This is a genomic window from Chthoniobacter flavus Ellin428 (assembly GCF_000173075.1).
Lineage (GTDB): Bacteria > Verrucomicrobiota > Verrucomicrobiia > Chthoniobacterales > Chthoniobacteraceae > Chthoniobacter > Chthoniobacter flavus.
Genome location: NZ_ABVL01000002.1, coordinates 110,146 through 129,494, shown reverse-complemented (window position 1 = coordinate 129,494; position 19,349 = coordinate 110,146). Strand labels below are relative to the sequence as shown.

12 protein-coding genes are annotated in these 19,349 nt (G+C 62.1%); 4 read left to right on the top strand and 8 right to left on the bottom strand.

All coding sequences use genetic code 11. From position 1 onward, the window contains the following. The first annotated feature begins 73 nt into the window (after window positions 1-73). The 3 genes from CFE428DRAFT_RS03375 to CFE428DRAFT_RS36920 are packed head-to-tail and all read left to right on the top strand — an operon-like array spanning window position 74 to window position 4,605. On the top strand, window positions 74-2,854 hold the full coding sequence (locus tag CFE428DRAFT_RS03375; RefSeq protein WP_006978030.1) for a PA14 domain-containing protein: 2,781 nt from the start codon (window positions 74-76) through the stop codon (window positions 2,852-2,854). Window positions 2,855-2,873: 19 nt separating this feature from the next. After that, a complete protein-coding gene (locus tag CFE428DRAFT_RS03370) occupies window positions 2,874-4,379 on the top strand; it encodes a PQQ-dependent sugar dehydrogenase family protein (RefSeq protein ID WP_006978029.1) in 1,506 nt (501 codons plus the stop codon). Between the two features lie 52 nt (window positions 4,380-4,431). Then, window positions 4,432-4,605 (top strand): hypothetical protein, encoded by a 174-nt coding sequence (locus CFE428DRAFT_RS36920; protein ID WP_006978028.1) that lies wholly within the window; start codon window positions 4,432-4,434, stop codon window positions 4,603-4,605. A 111-nt stretch (window positions 4,606-4,716) separates the two neighbouring features. Here the strand turns inward: CFE428DRAFT_RS36920 and CFE428DRAFT_RS32885 are convergent, their stop codons facing one another. Together CFE428DRAFT_RS32885 and CFE428DRAFT_RS32880 are read right to left on the bottom strand one after the other, a co-directional pair. Then, window positions 4,717-4,935 (bottom strand): hypothetical protein, encoded by a 219-nt coding sequence (locus CFE428DRAFT_RS32885; protein WP_006978027.1) that lies wholly within the window; start codon window positions 4,933-4,935, stop codon window positions 4,717-4,719. 266 nt (window positions 4,936-5,201) lie between these two features. Next, window positions 5,202-6,041, bottom strand: coding sequence for a response regulator (locus tag CFE428DRAFT_RS32880; RefSeq protein ID WP_006978026.1), 840 nt, complete (start codon window positions 6,039-6,041; stop codon window positions 5,202-5,204). 164 nt (window positions 6,042-6,205) lie between these two features. Between CFE428DRAFT_RS32880 and CFE428DRAFT_RS03360 the strand changes: the two genes are divergently transcribed. Then, entirely contained in the window at window positions 6,206-6,640 is a 435-nt protein-coding gene (locus CFE428DRAFT_RS03360) for a DUF5069 domain-containing protein (protein ID WP_006978025.1), read from the top strand. A gap of 135 nt (window positions 6,641-6,775) precedes the next feature. Here CFE428DRAFT_RS03360 and CFE428DRAFT_RS03355 read toward each other — a convergent pair whose 3' ends face one another. The 6 genes from CFE428DRAFT_RS03355 to CFE428DRAFT_RS03325 all read right to left on the bottom strand — a co-directional run bounded on the left by CFE428DRAFT_RS03355 (window position 6,776) and on the right by CFE428DRAFT_RS03325 (window position 19,284). Next, window positions 6,776-7,846: a prenyltransferase/squalene oxidase repeat-containing protein gene (locus CFE428DRAFT_RS03355; protein WP_006978024.1), complete on the bottom strand. Its 1,071-nt coding sequence runs from the start codon at window positions 7,844-7,846 to the stop codon at window positions 6,776-6,778. A gap of 26 nt (window positions 7,847-7,872) precedes the next feature. Further along, the gene (locus CFE428DRAFT_RS03350; protein ID WP_006978023.1) at window positions 7,873-13,194 is read right to left on the bottom strand and encodes a DUF4175 family protein; all 5,322 of its coding nucleotides are present in this window, start codon (window positions 13,192-13,194) and stop codon (window positions 7,873-7,875) included. Window positions 13,195-13,395: 201 nt separating this feature from the next. After that, window positions 13,396-16,161, bottom strand: coding sequence for a VWA domain-containing protein (locus tag CFE428DRAFT_RS03340; protein WP_006978022.1), 2,766 nt, complete (start codon window positions 16,159-16,161; stop codon window positions 13,396-13,398). After that, window positions 16,158-16,418, bottom strand: coding sequence for a hypothetical protein (locus CFE428DRAFT_RS03335; RefSeq protein ID WP_006978021.1), 261 nt, complete (start codon window positions 16,416-16,418; stop codon window positions 16,158-16,160). The genes CFE428DRAFT_RS03340 and CFE428DRAFT_RS03335 overlap by 4 nt, the downstream gene beginning before the upstream one ends. Next, a complete protein-coding gene (locus CFE428DRAFT_RS03330) occupies window positions 16,406-18,391 on the bottom strand; it encodes a VWA domain-containing protein (RefSeq protein ID WP_006978020.1) in 1,986 nt (661 codons plus the stop codon). The genes CFE428DRAFT_RS03335 and CFE428DRAFT_RS03330 overlap by 13 nt, the downstream gene beginning before the upstream one ends. Continuing rightward, on the bottom strand, window positions 18,388-19,284 hold the full coding sequence (locus tag CFE428DRAFT_RS03325; protein ID WP_006978019.1) for a DUF58 domain-containing protein: 897 nt from the start codon (window positions 19,282-19,284) through the stop codon (window positions 18,388-18,390). The genes CFE428DRAFT_RS03330 and CFE428DRAFT_RS03325 overlap by 4 nt, the downstream gene beginning before the upstream one ends. Between the last annotated feature and the right edge of the window lie 65 nt (window positions 19,285-19,349).

The following is a 19,349-nucleotide window of genomic DNA, read 5'->3' as shown; positions in this document are numbered from 1 at the left end:
GCAGTTCTCGCTGGGCAAAATCCTCTAGCAACACGGTGTTGAGGAGGTTATTCACGGCGCTGCTCCTTCCCTGATGTTTCCCAATCTCTTCTTCCGTCGCCGCCCTGTCGCTCATTTGCTGTCCGGGGCTTCCGTCGCTCTTTTCCTCGGCCTGGCTGGCGTCTCCCGCGCCGGCGTCGATCCGGGTGAATATCTGATCAGCGAGATGAACTGCGCGGCCTGTCACGATGCCGGGCCGGTCAAGCAACGCCTGGCCTCGCGCCCCTCGCCGCGGTTGGATGCTGCGCATGGCGTAAAGGTGACGCCGCAGTGGCTGCATGCTTTCCTGCTCAACCCACAGGCGGAGACGCCCGGCACGCTGATGCCGGACATGCTGGCCGCGATGGAAGAACCGAAACGCGCCGAAATGGCCGAGGCGCTCACTCACTACCTCGTATCGCTGCGCGGTGCACAAAAAGCGACGCCGATCGGCCAGAGCGCGGCGGCCATCAACGTGGGACGCACGCTCTACCACACGGTTGGTTGTGTGCAGTGCCACGCCCCGCAGGAACTTCCTCCGAGCAAAGCCGATCCCAAGAACGAATTTCCCGGGATGGCCAGGACCTCGATTCCGCTCGGTGACCTCGCGAAGAAATTCACCGTCGCCGAGCTGGCCGACTTTCTCCGCGATCCGCTGAAGTCCCGGCCCGGTGGCCGCATGCCTTCGTTAAAGCTCAACCCCACGGAGGCGCGCGCTGTGGCCATGTATCTTCTGCGCTCGCAAGCTCCCGAGGGCGAGGAAGCGCATTTGTCCGGCCTGAGTTACGAGTATTACGAGGAGCAATTACCCGAGCTGCCCGAGTTTGATCGCCTGACTCCCAAAACCACGGGGAACGTCGACACGTTCACCCTGGCGGTCGCCCAGCGGAAGAACGACTTCGCGATTCGTTTCCGTGGCGTCATCGCCATCCCGACCGACGGAGAATATCAATTCTATACGAAGTCCGACGACGGCTCGCGTCTCTTCATCGACGACAAGCAAGTTGTTGAGAACGGCGGCATTCATCCGGACCAGGAGCGCAATGGAAAGATCAAGCTCACCGCGGGCAGCCACTCCGTTCGCGTCATTTATTTCGATGGCGGCGGGCAGACGGCGCTGAAGGTTTCGTGGAAAGGTCCGGGCATTAACAAAACCGAAATCCCGAGCAAAGTCCTTTCGCATGAGGGCAAGGCCATGCTTCCGGTCGGCAACCTCGAATTTACCGTCGATGACACCAAGGCCGCCGCCGGCGCGAACTACTACATCTCCCTGCAATGCGCCCGCTGCCACGGTGATCTCCCGAGCAAATGGCCGATCACAGCGACCGCACCCGTGGCCCGGCCGCTGGCCCGACTCAACGGCCGCCAGCCAGCGGGATGCCTGAGCCCGAAAGTGAAGCCGGGCCTGCCGCGCTTCGAAATCAGCGACCGCCAGCGTGTCGTCATTCTCGGCCAACTCGGTGCGCAAGCCGCGCTCACCGCGGAGCTCACGCCCGAGCAACAAATCATTCGGACGATGACCGTGATGAATTGCTTCGCCTGCCACAATCGCGACCACCGCGGCGGGCCGGAAGGTTTGCACCGCGAGTATTTCGCCAACGTCGGCGAAGTCGATCTGGGCGACGAAGGTAAAATGCCGCCACAACTGAACGGCGTCGGGGCCAAGTTGCGTCCGGAATGGATCAAGGCCGTGCTCACCGAAGGTGGCGCGGTGCGTCCGTACATGGCCACGCGCATGCCGCAATTTGGCGCCGCCAATGTTGGCCAACTCCCGGACCTTTTCAGCAAGGCTGACTCGCGGGCCGATGCGACGCCGGACCCGGATGTGGCCGCCTCTGGTGTGGCCAATGAAGCGAACAAATATGGCCGCAAACTCATCGGCGTCGGCGGGCTCACCTGCATCGCGTGCCATATGTTCGACGGCCACAAATCGCTCGGCGTGCCCGCGCTCGATCTCGCCACGGCGGGACAGCGCTTGAAGTTCGATTGGTTCCGCCGCTACCTGCTCGATCCGCAATCACTCCGCCCCGGCACGCGTATGCCGGCCTTTTGGCCCAATGGCGTGGCGACCAACAAGGACGTCCTCGGCGGCGACTCGGAGAAACAGATCTCTGCCATCTGGGCTTACCTCGCGCGCAAGAATTTCACCGACCTGCCGACGGGGCTGGTGCAGGGCAAGATGGAACTCGTCGCCGACAAGGAAGCGATCATCTATCGCAACTTCATCGAAGGCGGTGGCTCGCGGGCAATCGGCGTCGGCTATCCGGAAAAGGCCAATCTCGCTTTCGATGCAAATGACATGCGCCTCGCGATGATCTGGCAGGGAGCGTTCATTGACGCGGCACGCCATCGCACCGGTCGCGGACAAGGCTTCGAAAAACCGCTGGGCACCAACGTCGTTCACGAACCGCCCGGACCACCCTTCGCGATCCTGAATAGCGAGAGCGCCGTCTGGCCGAAGGATACCGGCCAGGCCGCAGGCTGGCAGTTCCGCGGCTATTTGCTGGATGCCAAACGTCGGCCCACCTTCCGCTATTCGTGGAATGATCTGAGCATCGAAGACTATCCGGTCGCCGTATCGGGTGATCCCGACGCCGGCTTCCACCGCACCGTGACGGTGCATGCGGAGAAACCGGTCGAGCACCTCTTCTTCCGCGCTGCGGTTGGTAAAAAGATCAAGGAAACCGACGGCACATTTGCCGTGGATGAAACGTTGAAGCTGAAATTCCCGGGCTCGAAGCCGATCATTCGCGACAGCGACAACGAGAGCGAGTTGCTCGTGCCGCTCACGTTCCAAGGTGGCGAAGCGAAATTCGTCGAGGAAATGACCTGGTAATTTCGCCCTTCTTCACACCATGAAATTCACCACTATTCTCTCTCTCGCCGCCCTCTTTTGGAGCGCCGCTGTTTTTGCCGATGACACGGCCAGCCCCGAGCTCAAGGAAGCGGAGAAGCAGTACTATCGCATCGTCACCCTGCCGATTCCCGAGGGCGTTGCCCTCGAGGCCGGCGCGCTGCAGTGGATGGGCAATGGCCGCCTCGCTGCCTCCACGCGGCAGGGCGACATCTACTTCATCGACAACGCCCTCGAGGATCCGCCCACGCACTTGAAGTTCACGCAGTTTGCCAGCGGATTGCACGAGGTGCTCGGTCTCACCACAAAGGACAGTTGGATCTACGCCACCCAGCGCGCCGAAGAGACGCGGATGAAGGATCTCGACGGCGACGGCCGCGCCGATCTCTTCGAGACTGTCGGCGATCCCTGGGGCATCAACGGCGACTATCACGAGTACGCCTTCGGCTCGAAGTTCGACAAGAACGGCGATCTGTGGATCGTGCTCTGCCTGACCGGTTCCTTCAACAGTAACAGCCCGTATCGCGGCTGGTGTTTCCGCCTCAAGCCGGACGGTTCCTGGGTGCCCACGTGCAGCGGTATTCGCTCGCCGGGCGGCATCGGCACGAATGCGGATGGCGTGATGTTTTTCACCGATAACCAAGGGCCGTGGAATGGCGCCGACGGGCTCAAGGAATTGCGGCCCGGCTACTTCATGGGGCATCCGGCGGGGCTGAAATGGTTCGACGATCCGGCGACCAAGGACGCCATCGCCAAGGCGGGCCTCAGGAAGCCGCAGGAACCCGAGAGCGGCAGCCGCATTTACAAGGAAGCGAAACGGATTCCCGAATACATGCCGCCAGCGATTATGTTCCCCTATCCCGAGATGGGGCAATCGGCGAGCGGCTTCATCCCCGACACCACCGGCGGAAAATTCGGGCCGTTTCAAAAGCAACTCTTCGTCTGCGACCAGTCGCACAGCACGGTCATGCGCGTTTTTCTCGAGAAGGTGAACGATCGCTATCAGGGGGCCTGCTTCCCCTTCCGCCAGGGATTCGATTCCGGCAATCTCAGCGTCGAATGGGGCGACGACGGCTCGCTCTTCGTCTACGGCACCGATCGTGGCTGGGGCGCCCGCGGTGGACATCCCTACGCCCTCCAGCGGCTCGTGTGGACCGGCAAGGTGCCTTTCGAAATTCACGAGATGCGCGCCAAGCCCGATGGCTTCGAATTCACCTTCACCAAGCCGCTCGACCCGCAAACCGCCGGCAACCCCGCGTCGTACACGATCAAGACTTACACCACGATCTTCCAGTCCAGCTACGGCAGCCCGAAGGTCGACGAGACTACACCAACGATCAAAAGCGTGACCGTGTCGCCCGACGGCATGAGCGCCCGGCTCGTCATCGATGGCCTCATGGAAGGCCACGTGCACGAGATTCACCTGCCCGGCGTGAAATCCGCCGGCGGCGAATCGATCCTGCATCCCGACGCCTATTACACACTGAACCAGATCCCAGCGTCATAGGCGGAATCGATTTCACTCGACCGATTCCATCGCTCCATCTTTTCTCCCTGCCATGCAAATTCTCCCCCGCCTTCTCGCCATCGCCGCCGTAGCCATGCTCGTCCCCGCCTGCGCTCATTCGCCGAAGAAAGCCGACTGCTGCAGCGCTTCCAAGAGCAGTGCCTCAACGTGTTCCGCCGGTGACGCGCAGTGCCACGTGACGACGAGCAAGAAGAAGAAGAACTAGACGGAGCGCGGCGGCGACGACGGAGGGACACGCTCCTGCATGTTCCCCATCTTTGGCCGGGCGGAGGGTAATTTTGGGAAGCGCGCAGGCGCGCGTCTCTCCGTCCATCGGTCACATCCCGTTAATCGCCCGCGGACCGAGCACTAATTGCTCGCCTTCGCGGGCGGCATCCACTCGCAGATTGGAGCCATCTTTCTGCGCGACCTCGCGCGCATGCATGAGCATGTTCGAGATGGAACGATCGTCGTGCGCCGGGTCGTGGTGGAAGAGAAAGAGCCGCTTCACGCCGTTGTCGAGCGCGAGCCGGAACAACGTCGTCGACGCAGCCATGCCCCCAGCCGACGTGCGTCTTGTATTCGTCGACGCTGTATTGGGAATCGAGGATCAGCATGTCCACCTCGCGGATGAACCCGGCGATGTTCTCCTCGATATTCCGCGGCAACGCTCCGCCGTGCACCTTCTTCGTGTTCTCGTTGAAGGACTCGTTGTCCGGCAGATAGACGATCGTTCCGCTGGAAGTGTAGAGCTTGTAACCGACGCACACCCCCGGGTGATTCGAGAAGCACGCTTCCACGCGTACCTTGCCGATGTGAACGTCATCTCCCGCAGTCCTCGATCACGATATTCCCCGGCATCTGTTTGAGCGCGATCGGGAAATACGGGCTCTCCATCTGCCCGGCGAGCGTCGCCGCCAGGCCATCGCGGGCCCCCTCGTAACCGAGGATGTGCACGCGGTTGCGCGCGTCGTAGGCCGGCAGGAAAAACGGGAAGCCCTGGATGTGATCCCAGTGGGTGTGCGTGATGAGCAGCGTGATCTCGATCGGCTTGCCATTGAACTCGGCAGCCAACGCCTCGCCCAGCGGCCGAATGCCTGACCCCGCGTCGAGAATGATGATCTCCCCATCCGCGCGAACCTCCACGCAGGAGGTATTGCCACCAAAGAAAACCGTCGTCTGTCCCGGCGTCGGGATCGAGCCGCGCACGCCCCAGAATTTCACTACGGTCTTTTGATCGGACGTTGGCTTCGCGCTGGGCACCGTCGATGGCGTCGGCGCCGCCTTGGTTTCGCCGCGAATCGAAGTCGTCCGCTGCAATGCCTCGTGCAACTGCCCAAGTTCGATCGGCTTGACCAGAAAATCGTCCGCTCCCGCTTCCGCCGCGCTCTGCCGATCCGACGCAAAATCGCGTCCACTGATCACGATGATGCGCGTGTCCTTGAGCTCGGGATTCTCCCGCACCGTGCGACATACGTGGTAACCGTTACTCTTCGGCATCAGCAAATCGCACAGGATCACATCCGGCCGATGCTTGACCGCGAGCTCCACGCCCTCGTCGCCGTCCGCCGCTTCGATCACCTGCCAGTCCGATCGCCGCAGTGCTTCCGCTGCCGGCTTGCGGCAAATCTCATCATCATCGATCAGAAGGATCGTCTTCATCTGGGAATGCCGGAGGATTACAGCGTTGTGGAGATAGGGATGCCCGCCTCGTGGCGGATATGCAAGCTAGAGAAAGGGAAAATACGGGGTTTCGTCGAGTCTCCTTTTTAATCAGGGCGGCATCTGACTTGTCCGGTGAAAAGCCACCCTTTACTTTCCCGCTCATGAACGTGCCCGATCTGCGCAGCCCTTATGTTCAAACCGGCGGTATCTATTACATCCCCCGCATGCTCGACAAAATCCGTCTGCATGCCGCCGGCAAATTGCCCCAGGACTATCACGCCAACCTCGGTGGCGGCTTCGACGGCCGCACCGTGAGCTTTCTCTGGATCGAGTATCCCGCTCTCGTCGAACGCGTGAAGCAGGGCGGCACGGATGAGGATATCCTCGAGTGGGCATTTGTGCAGGGCCATCAACCGAGCGCGGAGGAAATTGACATCTGGAACGACTTCATGCGCAAGCGCGGTTGGAACGACGAGTCTTCCGAACGCCTGCTCATGCGCAAACGCGAAAGCGGTCTGGAGAAGCGCGACGATGTCCAGACCTTCTTCGATTACATCGACGCCGACGAAGGACGTCCGCTGCAAAAGAAGCGCTGAGCCAGGATCTCGTTTTCGCAGCGGAACCGGAGGGCGCCGCTCCGGCGGTGCCGGGGAAGACGTTCCAACCAAAGAGCGACGGAGCGCTTCCCTTCAGTCCCCAATTTGGAAACGCACTCCAGGAATCGACGCCGCCTACCGCTGATAGATCGGGAGGAAGTGGTTCTTCACCGAGAGGCTCAGTACGGCCATTGCGGTGGCATAGACCTTTCCGCCCTGCCGTTCTTCACCGTTGATGCCTTCCCACCAACCCTCGCGCGACTGCAGCGGCAACAGCAAGTCCGCGACCGTCCGCTTGGCTTCATCCGCGTGCTTGCCACCGCGCTGATACATCCCCTGCGCGTAGTAATAGGTCGTGTAGAAAAACCAGCGTTCGCCCTGCCGGATACCGTCCTTGAGCAACCGATCCGAGGCGCCTTTCACTTCGTCGGAATCGTATTGTCCGCAGACCTGCATGGCCAGCAGACCCTCGGCCGTCGTCGAAATTTCCCGGCCCTTGGTCTGGTAACCGAAGCCGCCCATTTTGGAAACACCGCGAGCCTCGCTGTCCGGCTGATACAACCGGCGGATGTAACTCACCGCATTGTCGATCGCCTCCCTCGGTACATCGAGTCCGGCGTTCTTCGCCGCACGAAGCGCCATCGTCTGCCACACCGTCACCGACATATCCGAATCGCCCGAATCCGGCGAGTAGCGCCAGCCACCGCGGTTGCTGTCGTTCTTCGAGACCTTCTGTGACCGCAAAATGAGATCGATCGCCAGGCGGCATTTATTGCGGATCACCTCGTCCTGCGCCGCATCTCCGCCCATGCCGAGCATCTCCGAAAGCATCAGCGTCGTGATGCCGTGCCCATACATGCGCGAGCCGTCGTTCTGGCCGAAATAGCCGTCCTGCTCCTGCGCTTCCGGCCGCAACACAAAGGCCAGCGCCTTGCGCATCGCTTGTCCCTCCGGCGTGGGATCGGCCGGTTGATGCCCACAGGCCGCCATGGCCAGGATGGCCAGCGAGGTCATCGCTGTCTCGTGTCGCATCTTGTTGTGAATGCCGCCCGTCGTGGGGTCCTGCACGGACATGAGATACTGCGTCGCCCTGGCCATCGCCTCATCGACTTTGTCTTCGGCCTGCGCCGATGTCACCGATAGGACCAGCACAAGGCCAACCAACACGGTGGCTACGACCCGACTGGCGATGGTCTTCCAGTTCATCCTTCCTAAGTGATTTCGCAGTTCCATTAAGGCTTCTTCGATTTCTCCGCGATCACACGATAGTAGGTTTCGACCTGGTTGCGATATTCACCGGCGATGCCTTCCTGCTGTCCCTGGGTCAATTGCTCGGCCATCTGCTTCGGCAGCTTGCCCCAGTCACCCGCCTTGAGCTTCGCATCACCCAAAGTCCCGTGTGGGCCATTGGCGCCTTGTGCTTGCGCCCCCCCTTTGGACATGGCCTGCAAACTACCCTGCTGCGGCTCGCCGGATTGATTTGGCGATCCAGTTTCCGAACGCGCCGATTTCGCGGCACTCGCGGCCGCCTGGGCCATCGCGGCCTGAGCTTTTGCCGCGGCGCTCGATTGCTGCGAAGGCTTCCCGCCGGCGGCGGAAGCTTGCTGTGCGTTTTGCGAACGTTGCTGCTGTGCTTGCTGATTCGCCGCCTGTTGTGCGCCCTGATTGTTTTGCCCGGCCTGCTGCTGCTGGCCACCGTTTTTGCCCTCCTGCTCCTCGTCACCGGCATGCGCATGCAGCGCGGCATCGAGCGCGTCGAGGGTGCGGGCCATCCAGACTTGTTCCTGCGGTGAAGCCGGAGTTGCCGCGGTCATGGCGTTGGGCTCGGCTTCCTGCGGAGCTTGCTGGGTCTGGCCATTCTGAGCGGCCTGACTATTCTGCGCTTCGGCGGCCGACCCCTGTGGACCCTTCGGTTGCCCCTTTGCCCCCGTCTGCGCCGTTTGTGACTGCATGGCCTCCTGTCCGCTGGCCTGGTCCATGTGGGCCTGTTTTCCCGTGGCCTGTGGGGTATTCCCCTGCTGGGCATTCGCCTGCTGCTGGCCACTTTGCGGCGCGGCCTGCGCCGCCTGATTCGGCATCTGAGCGGCCTGCGCTTGCTGTCCAGCGGCATCGGCCTGCTGTGCGGCAGCCGGTTTATTGGGCTGGCCCTCGGCCGCGGCGTCCGCTTCCGCCTGCGCGGGATTAGCCATCGCGTTGAGTTTCTGCAGCGACTTCTGCAATCCGGTATTGGCGTCGTTCACCGCCGGTTGAGCCTGCATGGCCTGCTGCGCCTTCTGCAACGACTGCTGGGCATTCGGCACCTGCTGCTGGGCGTTGGCTTCGATCTGTTTTCCGAGCCGATCCAATTGCTCACCGGCCACTTTGTTCTCCAGTCGCATCTCGTGGCGCCCAGCACGCATCACATCGTCCGCCGCCTGCTCCGCCGTTTTGCCAATCGGCGTCTGCTCCTTCGCGTCCTGCGCCAGCGCGGCATTATTTTGATTCGGCTGCTGATTCTGTGGATTGGCTTGCCCCGGCTGCTGCGCCTGTTGCTGCGGATTCCCCTGCTGTCCATTCTGCGGCGATTGCGCGTTGGCCTGTTGCTGCTGCCCGTTCGGTTGCTGGGCATTCGCCGGGTTCGCGTTGTTTGGCGGATTGCTCTGCGCGTTCGCAGGATTGGCCTGAGCCTGCGCTTGTGCTTGCGCCGCATTCTGCTTCGCCACCAGCGCCGCGGCTTCCGCCTGGGCCTGTTCGTCCTTGGCCATCTTCTGCACGCTCTGCGCGACGTTATTTTCCTGCGCGCTGGCCTGCTTGAGCTGCTCGGCCGCACCCTTCAACGCATTCTGCGAAATCCCGCTCAGTTCCTTCTGCATCTGCGGATTCTGTGGCAAGGCCTTCTCGAGTTGCTTGAGCATTTCCTCCGGCGTGGATTGCGCCAGCTTCGCCATCTGCTCGGCCTTGGCGTAATCCTGGTCGAGCTGATCCTTGACACCATTGGCCTGCTCGGTGGCGCGCATGGCCTGCCGGGTGTCCTCCGGCTTGCCCGCGTCCAGCGCGGCGTAATGCTCCGACATCTGCTGCAGCGCCTGCGTCAACTTCTGCTGCTGCTCGACCGCTTGATTGAGTGCCTGTTCCTGCGTCTGCGATTTGTCGCTCTTCGCGGCCAGTTCGAGATCTTCCTGCGCCCGCTGTGGCGGTTCGCGCAGCATGGCCACGGCGTCGTCCGCATCGCGCGCCCGCTCGCGGCCTTCCTTGCTCAAAATGTCCTGCTGGTTCGCATCTGCGCGCAACGCATCCTTGAGGGACTCCACCTGCTGATTCAACCGCTGCTGATCGGCCAGCGCCTGGCGGGCATCGGCCTTCGCTTCATCCGTCAGCTTCTCGCTCACCTGTTGCGCCTGGTTCGACGTTTTGTCCCGCAGTTCTTCCGTCTTCTTCGCGAGTTGCTTCATCGTCTGGGCCAGCGACGGCGTGAGCTTCGAGAGGCTCTCGCGCGACTGCTCCATCGGCTCGCGGAGAAGATCGAGCGCCTGGCGCAAATAGTCCGCCAATTGATCCGCCTGGTCTTTCGCCGTCACCGGCATGCGGCTGATGTTGAAGCGATCGTCCATCTCCCGCTGGAGCTGATGCGTGAACTCCTGGTTCTGGGCATCCCACAGGATCTTCTGCACCGCCTGCCCGAGGGGGCGGCGTTCGGGAAAATCCAGCGCCCGGCCAACTTCCTCCGGCGTCGTCCGCAGACGCTCGCTGAGCCACGCCCAATCATGCGGGCTCGTTGTCCGCGACTTCGCATTGTAAATCTCCCAGCGCTCCTCGGTCGACAGATGCTCCACTTGCCCGACGAGTTCGGTGAGCAAGTGCCCGCATTCCAACACGCGGAAATTCAGTTCGATATCGTGCAAATCCTTCGCCCACTTTTCCGAACGTTCCCCGGCCACGCGATCGCGCAACGCCTGGAGCACCCGCGTCGTGAGCCGCATGTCATTGACAAAATAGCTGTCCGCATCCGGCCGCCATTCCTCGATGTCGCCACGCAGCTTCCAGGCATCGAGATGCGCCGCCCAACGTCCATCGAGCAGCACGTTGGCGACCTCTACCGGCAGCTTATCGTTGCGCACCAATCGTTCGTTCTCCGCACGCAGTTGCTCGAAGCTGCTGTGCGTCGCCTCCACTTCGCGGGTCATCACGCGCAGCATCGCCATCGTCTGCCCGCGCATGTCGCGCGCCATGTCCAGCGCCTGATGGCTCACGTCCGTGACGGCCTGCGAGAGCTCCATCGTTGGCCCCAGCAATTCCGCGCCCAGCGGGCCGCCGAGCGCCGTCTCCAGCGCGGTGCGCCGCTTATTGATCAGCTTCTGGATATTGCGCATCCGATCAGCCACCGCCCGAATGCCATGATCCGCGGCGCCGCCCGACAGTTCCTCGAGTCCGCGTAATTCCGCCAGCACCACGCGCAATCGATTGGCCACCGGCGCCCATTTTTCGGCGCTGGTGCCGCTCTGGTGCGCGAGCGTCAGCAGACGCTGCTGCTCGACGTCCACCACCTGAAGGTTTTCGTTGAGCACATCGATCTCCTCCGCGTTGAGCGTCGTCCGGCAACTATCCGTCGCCTGACGCAGGATCTGCTCCGTTCGGCCAATACTGTTCAGCGCTTCGCCAAGAAGATCGTGCGCCGTGGGCAACGCAGGGTTGGCCGAAAGCACCTCCACCAGGCCTCGCGCCTTTTCGACGCCATAAGTCTGCTCCCGCGAGAGAGCGCGCCCGATGAAGGCCAGGTCGCCGCTTTCATGACCCGGCGTCGCGTCGCGCAAGACCGTCGCCAGTTGCTTCATCACGTCCGAATTTTTTTGCAGGAGATCGGTGATGCTTGCCGAGACCGGCATGAGCACTTGCTTGCGCTGCGGATCACCCTCGCCCAGGCGGTCGAACTGCTGCCGGGCATCATTGGTCTGCTTGACCAGCGCGGCCGACGCTGTTTCCGCAGCCTTGATCACCTCGAGCAATTGCTTGTAGGCGTTCAGCGCCTGCAACCGCTTGGTTTCAAAACCGGCGGCGGTGATCGTGACCTGCAGCGGACGCGATTCGGCGCGGTTGCCCTTCAAGTCGACAGCGACCAGCTTCGTCGTCACCAGGTCGCCGGGTTTCACGCCCTGGTCGAATAAATCCCAGCGGCGCTCCACCTGGGTCTTCGCACCCGGTTCCTTGGAAAGCACCGTTTCCTTCCAGTTGCCGTCGTTGATCTTGACCATCTGCGACACCTTCGCCAGAGCGAAGTCGTCCGAGGCCGAACCCTGCACGTCCACGATTTCGTTCGAGGGCAGGATGAGGTCCTGCTTCGGCAGGTCCAGCGTGACCTGCGGCACGAGATCCGGCTCGGCGCGCAATTCGTATTCGGGGCTGAATTTGTTTTCGAACCCACTGTCCGCGCCCACGAGGTGCACGCGATAAATGCCCGAGGCATCGATCGGCAATTTCGCCACCAGCGCATCGCCCTGCGTGACCAGCGGCACGACGGTGTTCTTCTTCCCCTGTTCGATCCGCAATTCCGCGTCCTTCACCTTTTGGTTGGTGTGCAGGCGGAGCAGGACTTGCGAGCCCTCCAATGCAGACAGGTCGCCGTTCTCCTCGGTCACCGTCTTCGGCTCGAGCTTCGAGTATGAGGGATAGGTGTAGGCCTTTTGGAAATCGACCACGGCCGGGCGGGCCACCGCTTCGAGCAGATACTTTTTAGTCAGCGCATCGCCGGCCCGCACGCGGTAATAGACATTTTCGCGGCCGACCTGGATCGTGGCGGAAAAGCGATCGCGGGCCAGCGGCGTCATCGGCACGACTTCGCGGCCGCCGCTCGGGGTAAAAGTCTCCAGCGTCGCCTTGTTCATCGATTGGCCGGAAAGCTCGATGATCAGCGGCAAGGTATCGCCCTGAGCGACGCGCATCTCCGCCGGGAAGGGCTCGACGATCTTGACCTTCACCTTCGAGACCCGGGCGAAATTAGCCATGGGCAGCAACGCGCGCATCATCAACGTGCCGAACTGGAAGCCGGTGAGGGTAAACGCCACGAGACAGGCCACACCGATGCCGGCGGCGATCATCGAATAGCGCCGCAGGAGTTTGGCCGGGAGCAATTCCTCCATGTCCAGCTTCTCCACGCGGGCCGCCACATCGCTCTGGACCAGCGCGCGGAATTGTTCGGAATCAAAAACCTGGTTCGGCCCCTCGTCGCCGAGCTCCACCGCGGAGAGCAGATCTTCGCGCAGTTTCGGTTCCGCGTGCTCGACAAGACGGGCCAGTTGCCGCGACCCCGGTGCTTTCAAAAGCAGCCGCCAGCAGGAGCGCCATTCGACGATGATGATGGCCAGGTACGCGGCGCCGCTGAACGTCCAGCGCAAGGCATCCGGCAGGACGAAAATGTAATCGATCGCCGCCACCACCATCATGGCTACGAGCAGCGTGGCGACGGCGGCATAGATGCCGCGGCGCACGATGAGTTTGCGGCGCCGGTCGGCAAAGGCCTGCAGCTTCCGCAGAATGAGCGGGTCAATCTTGGTACTGGCGGGGGTCAGTAGTTCAGGCATGGCGCAAGAGGAACGGTAGATGTTCCCAATGGTTTAACTCTTCTCCAACGGAATTCTTTGTCGGGCCGAAGTTGGCTGGGCACGTCGCAAGCGCGGAGCGAATGTTCTCCACTATTAGCCCTGTTAATTTGTCGGCCAAATCCATGGGAAGCCGAAGCCTACCCAGTTCGACGGATTTGTCGATTTCAGGAGCCTGCGCCATCACAGCATCCCCACGCGTTTGCGGATGATCCATTCCACGGTGAGCAGTAGGACGATGGGCACGAACCACCAGTAGCTCTGCCAGAGCACGGTGTCGCTCTCGACGACCCGCCCCTGGCTCATCGGGGCCAGCAGGTCCACGAGCCGGTCGATGTTTTCCTCGCGCAAATACTCGCCACCGGTCAACGCCGACATCTGCCGCAGCAGCTCTTCGTTGAGGTTCAGCTGGGTCAATTCACCGGTCTCCAACGGCTCGACCTTGAAGCTCGTCCGCGCTTTGGAATCGCGCTCGGCGATGGCCGGAGACTCCACCGCCACCTCGTAACTGCCCGGCTCCAGCGCCGCGGTGCGTCCGCGCAAGAGGCCGCCGGCATTGTCCTCGGGCGAAAGCCGAATCGTCGCCACACGCCGGCCATCGCGGTAGAGCACGGCATCCACGGCGGCATTTGTCACCGGCCGCCCCTGCCCGTCCCGCAAGCGCACCCGCAGATCGGCCGAATCGCCGGGCCGATAGACCAACGCGCCGGCATCCAGCGAGATGAGTTTGTCGCGCACCGCGAACGGCAATTCTGCCATGTAATTGGCAATCTGGTTCCAATAGCGGACGTGATACTCGTCGGCGACATCATAGCGCCAGCGCCAGGAGTCATCGAAGGCCTGATACAACACCTTGCCCGCGCCGAAAGATCGCATCACTACTGCCGGCACTTTCTTGCCGCTGACACTCGCCTCGACCAGCGTCTCTGCGCCGGGCAGCGCCGTGGCGTTCGACAGCCAGTGCGGCGGATGCAGGTTTGCCCATACTTCAGCGTTCTGCGATTTCTCCGGCGCCAGCGAGAATGGCGCCATCGTCGCGGCCCGCTCGCTGAGCGAAAGCTTCATGCCCGGCTCGCGCGCTGGAGCATTCTTCCACTCCACGGGAAACAGCGGCGCCAGTGCGGTGCCCGCGTATTCTTTCAGCCGCCCGCGCGGTCCATCGATGAAGACCAGCGCGCCCCCGCGATTCGCGACGAAATCGCGAATCCATTTCAGCTCCTCGTCCTTGAAAAGCGCCCGCGGCACTTCGCCAAAAACGATCAGGTCGTAGGGCTGCAGGACCGCGGGATCATTCGGAAATTGCCCGTCCTTTTCCCCGCGAGGAAAGCCAGGATCGCCGGCAGTGGTGCCCGCGATCACGCTATTCACCTGCCACTGCTCGTCGCGGTCGAACATATTGCGCAGGTAACGTGTCTCCCAGCGCGGACGTCCATCGAGAATCAAGATGCGCCGCTTCTGCGTGAGCGCTCGCACGCGCAGGTTCATCGTATTGTTGCCCGGCTCGCTGTCGCCCTCGACATTCGAGACGCTGGCCTTCAACTCCAGCGGCACCGACGTGAGCTGCATGTCGGGCGATTTGTTCTTCAATCGCTCCTGCACGGTTTCGCTGAGCGGCGCGGAGAATGGAATTTTGCGCAGGTTGCTGCCTTCGGAAACGAGCTGCTGCTGCCATAGGATCTTGTCCCCATCCCGCACCGTGACGGTGAAAGGAAGGCCCACGGGCAGGTCGTCCTTGATCGTGATCTGTCCCTGGACGCGGTCCTCGAAAAACACCGCGTCGGGCGCGTCGATCTTCACCACGGCGAGATCGCGCGGGCGGATGTCGCTGCCGAAGCCCACGGTGTAGATCGGCAGGCCGCGAGCAGCGAGAATCTTGGCTACTTCCAGGGGCGACTCGCCTTCATTATGCTGGCCGTCGCTGAAGAGCACCACGGCGCCGCGCTGTTGCTCTTTCGTGTCGCCGCTCGCGGAGTTCTTGAGCGCGGTCGCGAGATTGGTGATCTCGCCCTCGGGCTGCGGCAGGCTGGTGGGCAGCGTCGAATCGCGGCTCGTCGGCTGCCAGAGATTCCTGGCCTCGGCATTGAGGATCTCGATCAAGCGGACATCGAACTTCTCGCTCAACTTGCCGAGCAGCTTTTCCTTCTCGCCTTCAAGGAGGAGCGATTGCAGCCGGTGAATGCGCTGCAGGCCATCGAATTTCGACAGCGCGGTTTTCAGCGGCGAATTCTCGCCCGGCGCAATCGCCTGCAAATTCTGATCGAAGCGCGCGTTCACTTCCCGCTGCCAGCGGGCGGCCGCTTCACCCAGGTGCCCGAGGTCCTGGGCGGCGCGATTGCGATCGTCGAGTTGCTTCAGCTCCCGGCTGGCCAACTCCCGCGACGCGACGCCGAGTTCGCGGACAAAAGCGTCCAGTCGTTCGGCATCGAAACCGGCCCGGGTGAGGGCATCGCGCGCTACGCCGATCTTCGCTTCGAAATCGTGAGTCAGCGCCTTCCAGGCATCGGCGTTGGTAGCGCCGCTGTCGTGGCCTTTCGTCGCGAGTGATTGGGCTTCGGCCAGCGCTTCGCCGGCCTGCGGCAGATCCATCTTCACCGCATCGGAACGCCACAGGCCGAGCCGCTGCAGGATAAGGATTTTCCGCCCGGTGCTCATCGAGGTATCGGTGAGGCTCATGCTTTTCGAACCATCGACAAAGAGGAGCAACCGGGAAAGCTGGCCGATGATTTTGCGGTGATGCAGGACTGGACCGCAAAGCATGACGACGATCATCAGCACGGTCAGCGAGCGCAGCAGCGGCAGGAGCCATTGCACCCACCACGAACGCCCATGCATCTCGCGCCGGTAGAGAAACCAGGCCGCGGCGCCGAGCAGGATTGCGATACCGAAGGCCACATACCAGGGCCAGTCGCCGACGAAACGCAGCGATGTCTGCACGTGTTCCGGGCTCATGTGCGCACTCCCTGCCTGCTCGGCACACCTTTTGGCAGGCCCTCATTGGTCGTCACGCGGCGCACCCGCGAGAAGCGCTGCTGGAGGAAAAGCTCGGCGAAAATCAGCGCCAGCAACAACCAGAGCAGCGAACGCCAGAACTCACTGCCGAAACGCCGGGAGTGATCCATTTGCTTGTATTCCGCGCCGGAGTGGACCACCGACACGCCGTGCGATTTCGCGAAATCCGCGATCTCGGCGTCGCTCAGCTTTTGCAAATCCGATTCGCGTCGCGAGGTGTCACCACGAAATGGGTGGCTGTGCCGCTCGGCGAAGTGAGCGTGTAGAGACCGGGCTGTTGCGTCTTCGGGTACTCGATCACACCGCGCTCGCCTTTCTTGACCACCGGTACTTCGCGCGCCGTGCCGTCGGGCAGGGAGAGCGACGCCTTCTTTCCGGCATCGCCGGCTGGCAGGAAGGCGACGAGCGGCTTGCTCACCTCGAGATTGCGCGGTGGAAAAACCGTGGAAGCCAGGTAGATCGAGAGGCGCTGCATCATCGGCAGATAAAACGGGCGCATCGGTAGGTTGCTCCAATCGGCGTCGCACGGGATCGCGCATTGGATGACGCGGCCTTCGCCGAATTGCTTCTCCACGAGGAAGGGATCACCGCTGGTCAATCGGGCGATGATCGTCGGTGCATTCGCACTCGCGCTCGCCGGTTCCTTCATGCGGTACCACATCTTGATCGCCGCGTCCGAGACGGTCCCGTTGCGCGGGTCGTTGAAGAGATCGAGCGCGGGATGGTCGAAGCGCTGCGAGACGATACCCACTGAAGGCGCACCTTCTTTCAGATCGCCGGCCAGCGCGCCATAGCCCAGCGGTAGCAGGCCCTTGCCATCCTTGAACAGTGAGGCATTCGCCCACGAAGCATCCACGCGATTTCCCGGGAAGATGAGCAGGCCGCCGCCATTGCGCACGAAGTCTTCCAGCGCCTTGAGTTGTCCCGCATCGAGCTGACGCACGTTCGCCAGCATCACCACCGCGGACGCGTTGATATCCTTCGCATCGAGATTTTCTGTGCGGATGACTTTGGTGGAAATGAGATCGGCCAAGGCCACACGGCCGGTGCTGCTGTAGGGCTGCAGCGCGATCTCGGCGAAATCGGTCTCGCCTTTGAGCGGTTCCGCGCTCGGGTCGCCATTCACCAGCAGCACGGGGATTTTGTCGCGCACCGGAATACTTGCCAGATAGCTGTTGTCCGCTTTGAGCGGATCGGCATCCGCGACGATTTCGACCACGTGCGAGCCGGCGGTATCGAAGGCGTGAGTGAAAAGCACCTGCCCTTTTTCGTGCGGGCCGAGGCGGATCTGGGCCATCGAGCGCTCCTTTCCGTCCGCTTTGAAATACACGCGCAGGTCCTGATACGGTGCGTCGCCGAAGTTCCGCAGGTTCGCGCGGATCTGGATTTTTTGTCCGATGCCAACCATGAGCCGCGAGTAATCGAGCGACTCGATGGCCACGTTGTCTTTCACCTCGGTGCCCACGTCGAAAAAGGTGACTTCCGGCGGGATGGTCAGCTTGTGCAGACGGTCGAGCATTTGTCCGACTTCGGCGTCTTCGGTCGCCTCGAAGCTGACCCGCTGAAAATCCGTCATGACGATCAGATTGCGCGTCGACTCGTGCATCTGCCCGAAGACATTCGCCGCGAAGTCCAGACCCGCCGGCACGGTCGCCGTGCCGTAGGTGGCTTCGAGGGGCTTCAGTGATTGGGTAAGCCGGGCCAGGTCATAGGTTGGTTCATCGAGCAACGGCGCGCCGCCCTCGCCCATCAAGACAACCTGCGCATCCGAACCGCGCGGCACCTCGTTCAGAATCCGCTCGGCCTCGTCCTTGGCCAGCGAGATGTTCGAAGTTCCCGCGCGACTGGCGGCCATGGAGTAGCTGTTATCGAGCAGGATGATCGTCGAGGTGCGCGTTTCGCCCATCAACTTGCGGACCCCTTTCCACACCGGCCGCGCCATGCAGAGCGCGAGGATCAGCGGAATCGCCGCGCGGATGATCAGGAGGATGATCTGCTCGATCTTGATGCGCCGCTGATTGGTGCGGATGACCGCTTCCAGCAAATGCATCGCGCCCCATTTGACGATCTGGAAACGGCTCTTGTGAAAGAGATGAATGATGATCGGAATCGCCAGCGCGAAGGCGCCGGCGAGCAAGGCGCCGTTGATGAAGCCGAATGGCAGACTCATCCCCGCGTCCTCCGGCGGCTGATATACGCCGCGAGAGCCTCCGCGTAGGGTTGGTCCGTGACAAATGGCACCAGATCGATCTTATGTCGCCGGCAGCCGCGGAGCAGTTCGGCGCGGAATTTTTCCAGGTTCTCGAGGTACGCCTCGCGCAACAGCACTGGGTCGAGCAAGTGCTTCACGCCCGCGGTTTCGAGCGATTCGAATTGCGTCCATTGCTTGAACGGGAATTCAAGTTCGTCACGATCCCAGATTTGGAAAATGAGGATCTCGTGATGCGCGTGGCGGAAGTGGGCAAGCGCCTTGAGCAGCGACGGCACATCGCCGAAGCAATCGGACAGGATCACGAGCAAGCCGCGGCGGTGCAGCTTCGGCACGAGATCGTGGAAGACGTCGCCGAGTTCCGTTTCGCCGCCCGGTTCGCTGCGCTGCAACTCGTCGATGAGCACCCGTAGGTGCGAGACGCGCGACCGCGGCGGAATGTATTTCCGGATCTTCGTGTCGAACGTGACCATGCCCACGCTGTCCTGCTGGCCGATCATCAGGTAAGCCAGCGAAGCCGCCAGTCGCGTGGCGTAATGGTATTTGGTAAGCCCGTTGCGCCCATAATTCATCGAGCCGCTCATATCGAGCAGGATCGTCGCGCGGAGGTTCGTCTCCTCCTCGTATTCGCGAATGTAAAAGCGATCTGACCGACCGAAGACGCGCCAGTCGATGTGCCGGATTTCGTCGCCGGGCACATATTGCCGGTGCTGCTTGAACTCGACACTGAAGCCCTTGTGCGGCGAGCGGTGCATGCCCGAGCAAAAGCCTTCGACGACCTGCCGGGCGACGACCTGCAGGTTGCTGATCTTTTGCAGATCAGCCGGTGTAAGAAAATCCGAGACGTGCGCCATGCGGGGGGCTCATCGGGCTCTGCTTCTTAATCTTAATCCTAATCTTAATCTTACTCCCGGACGTC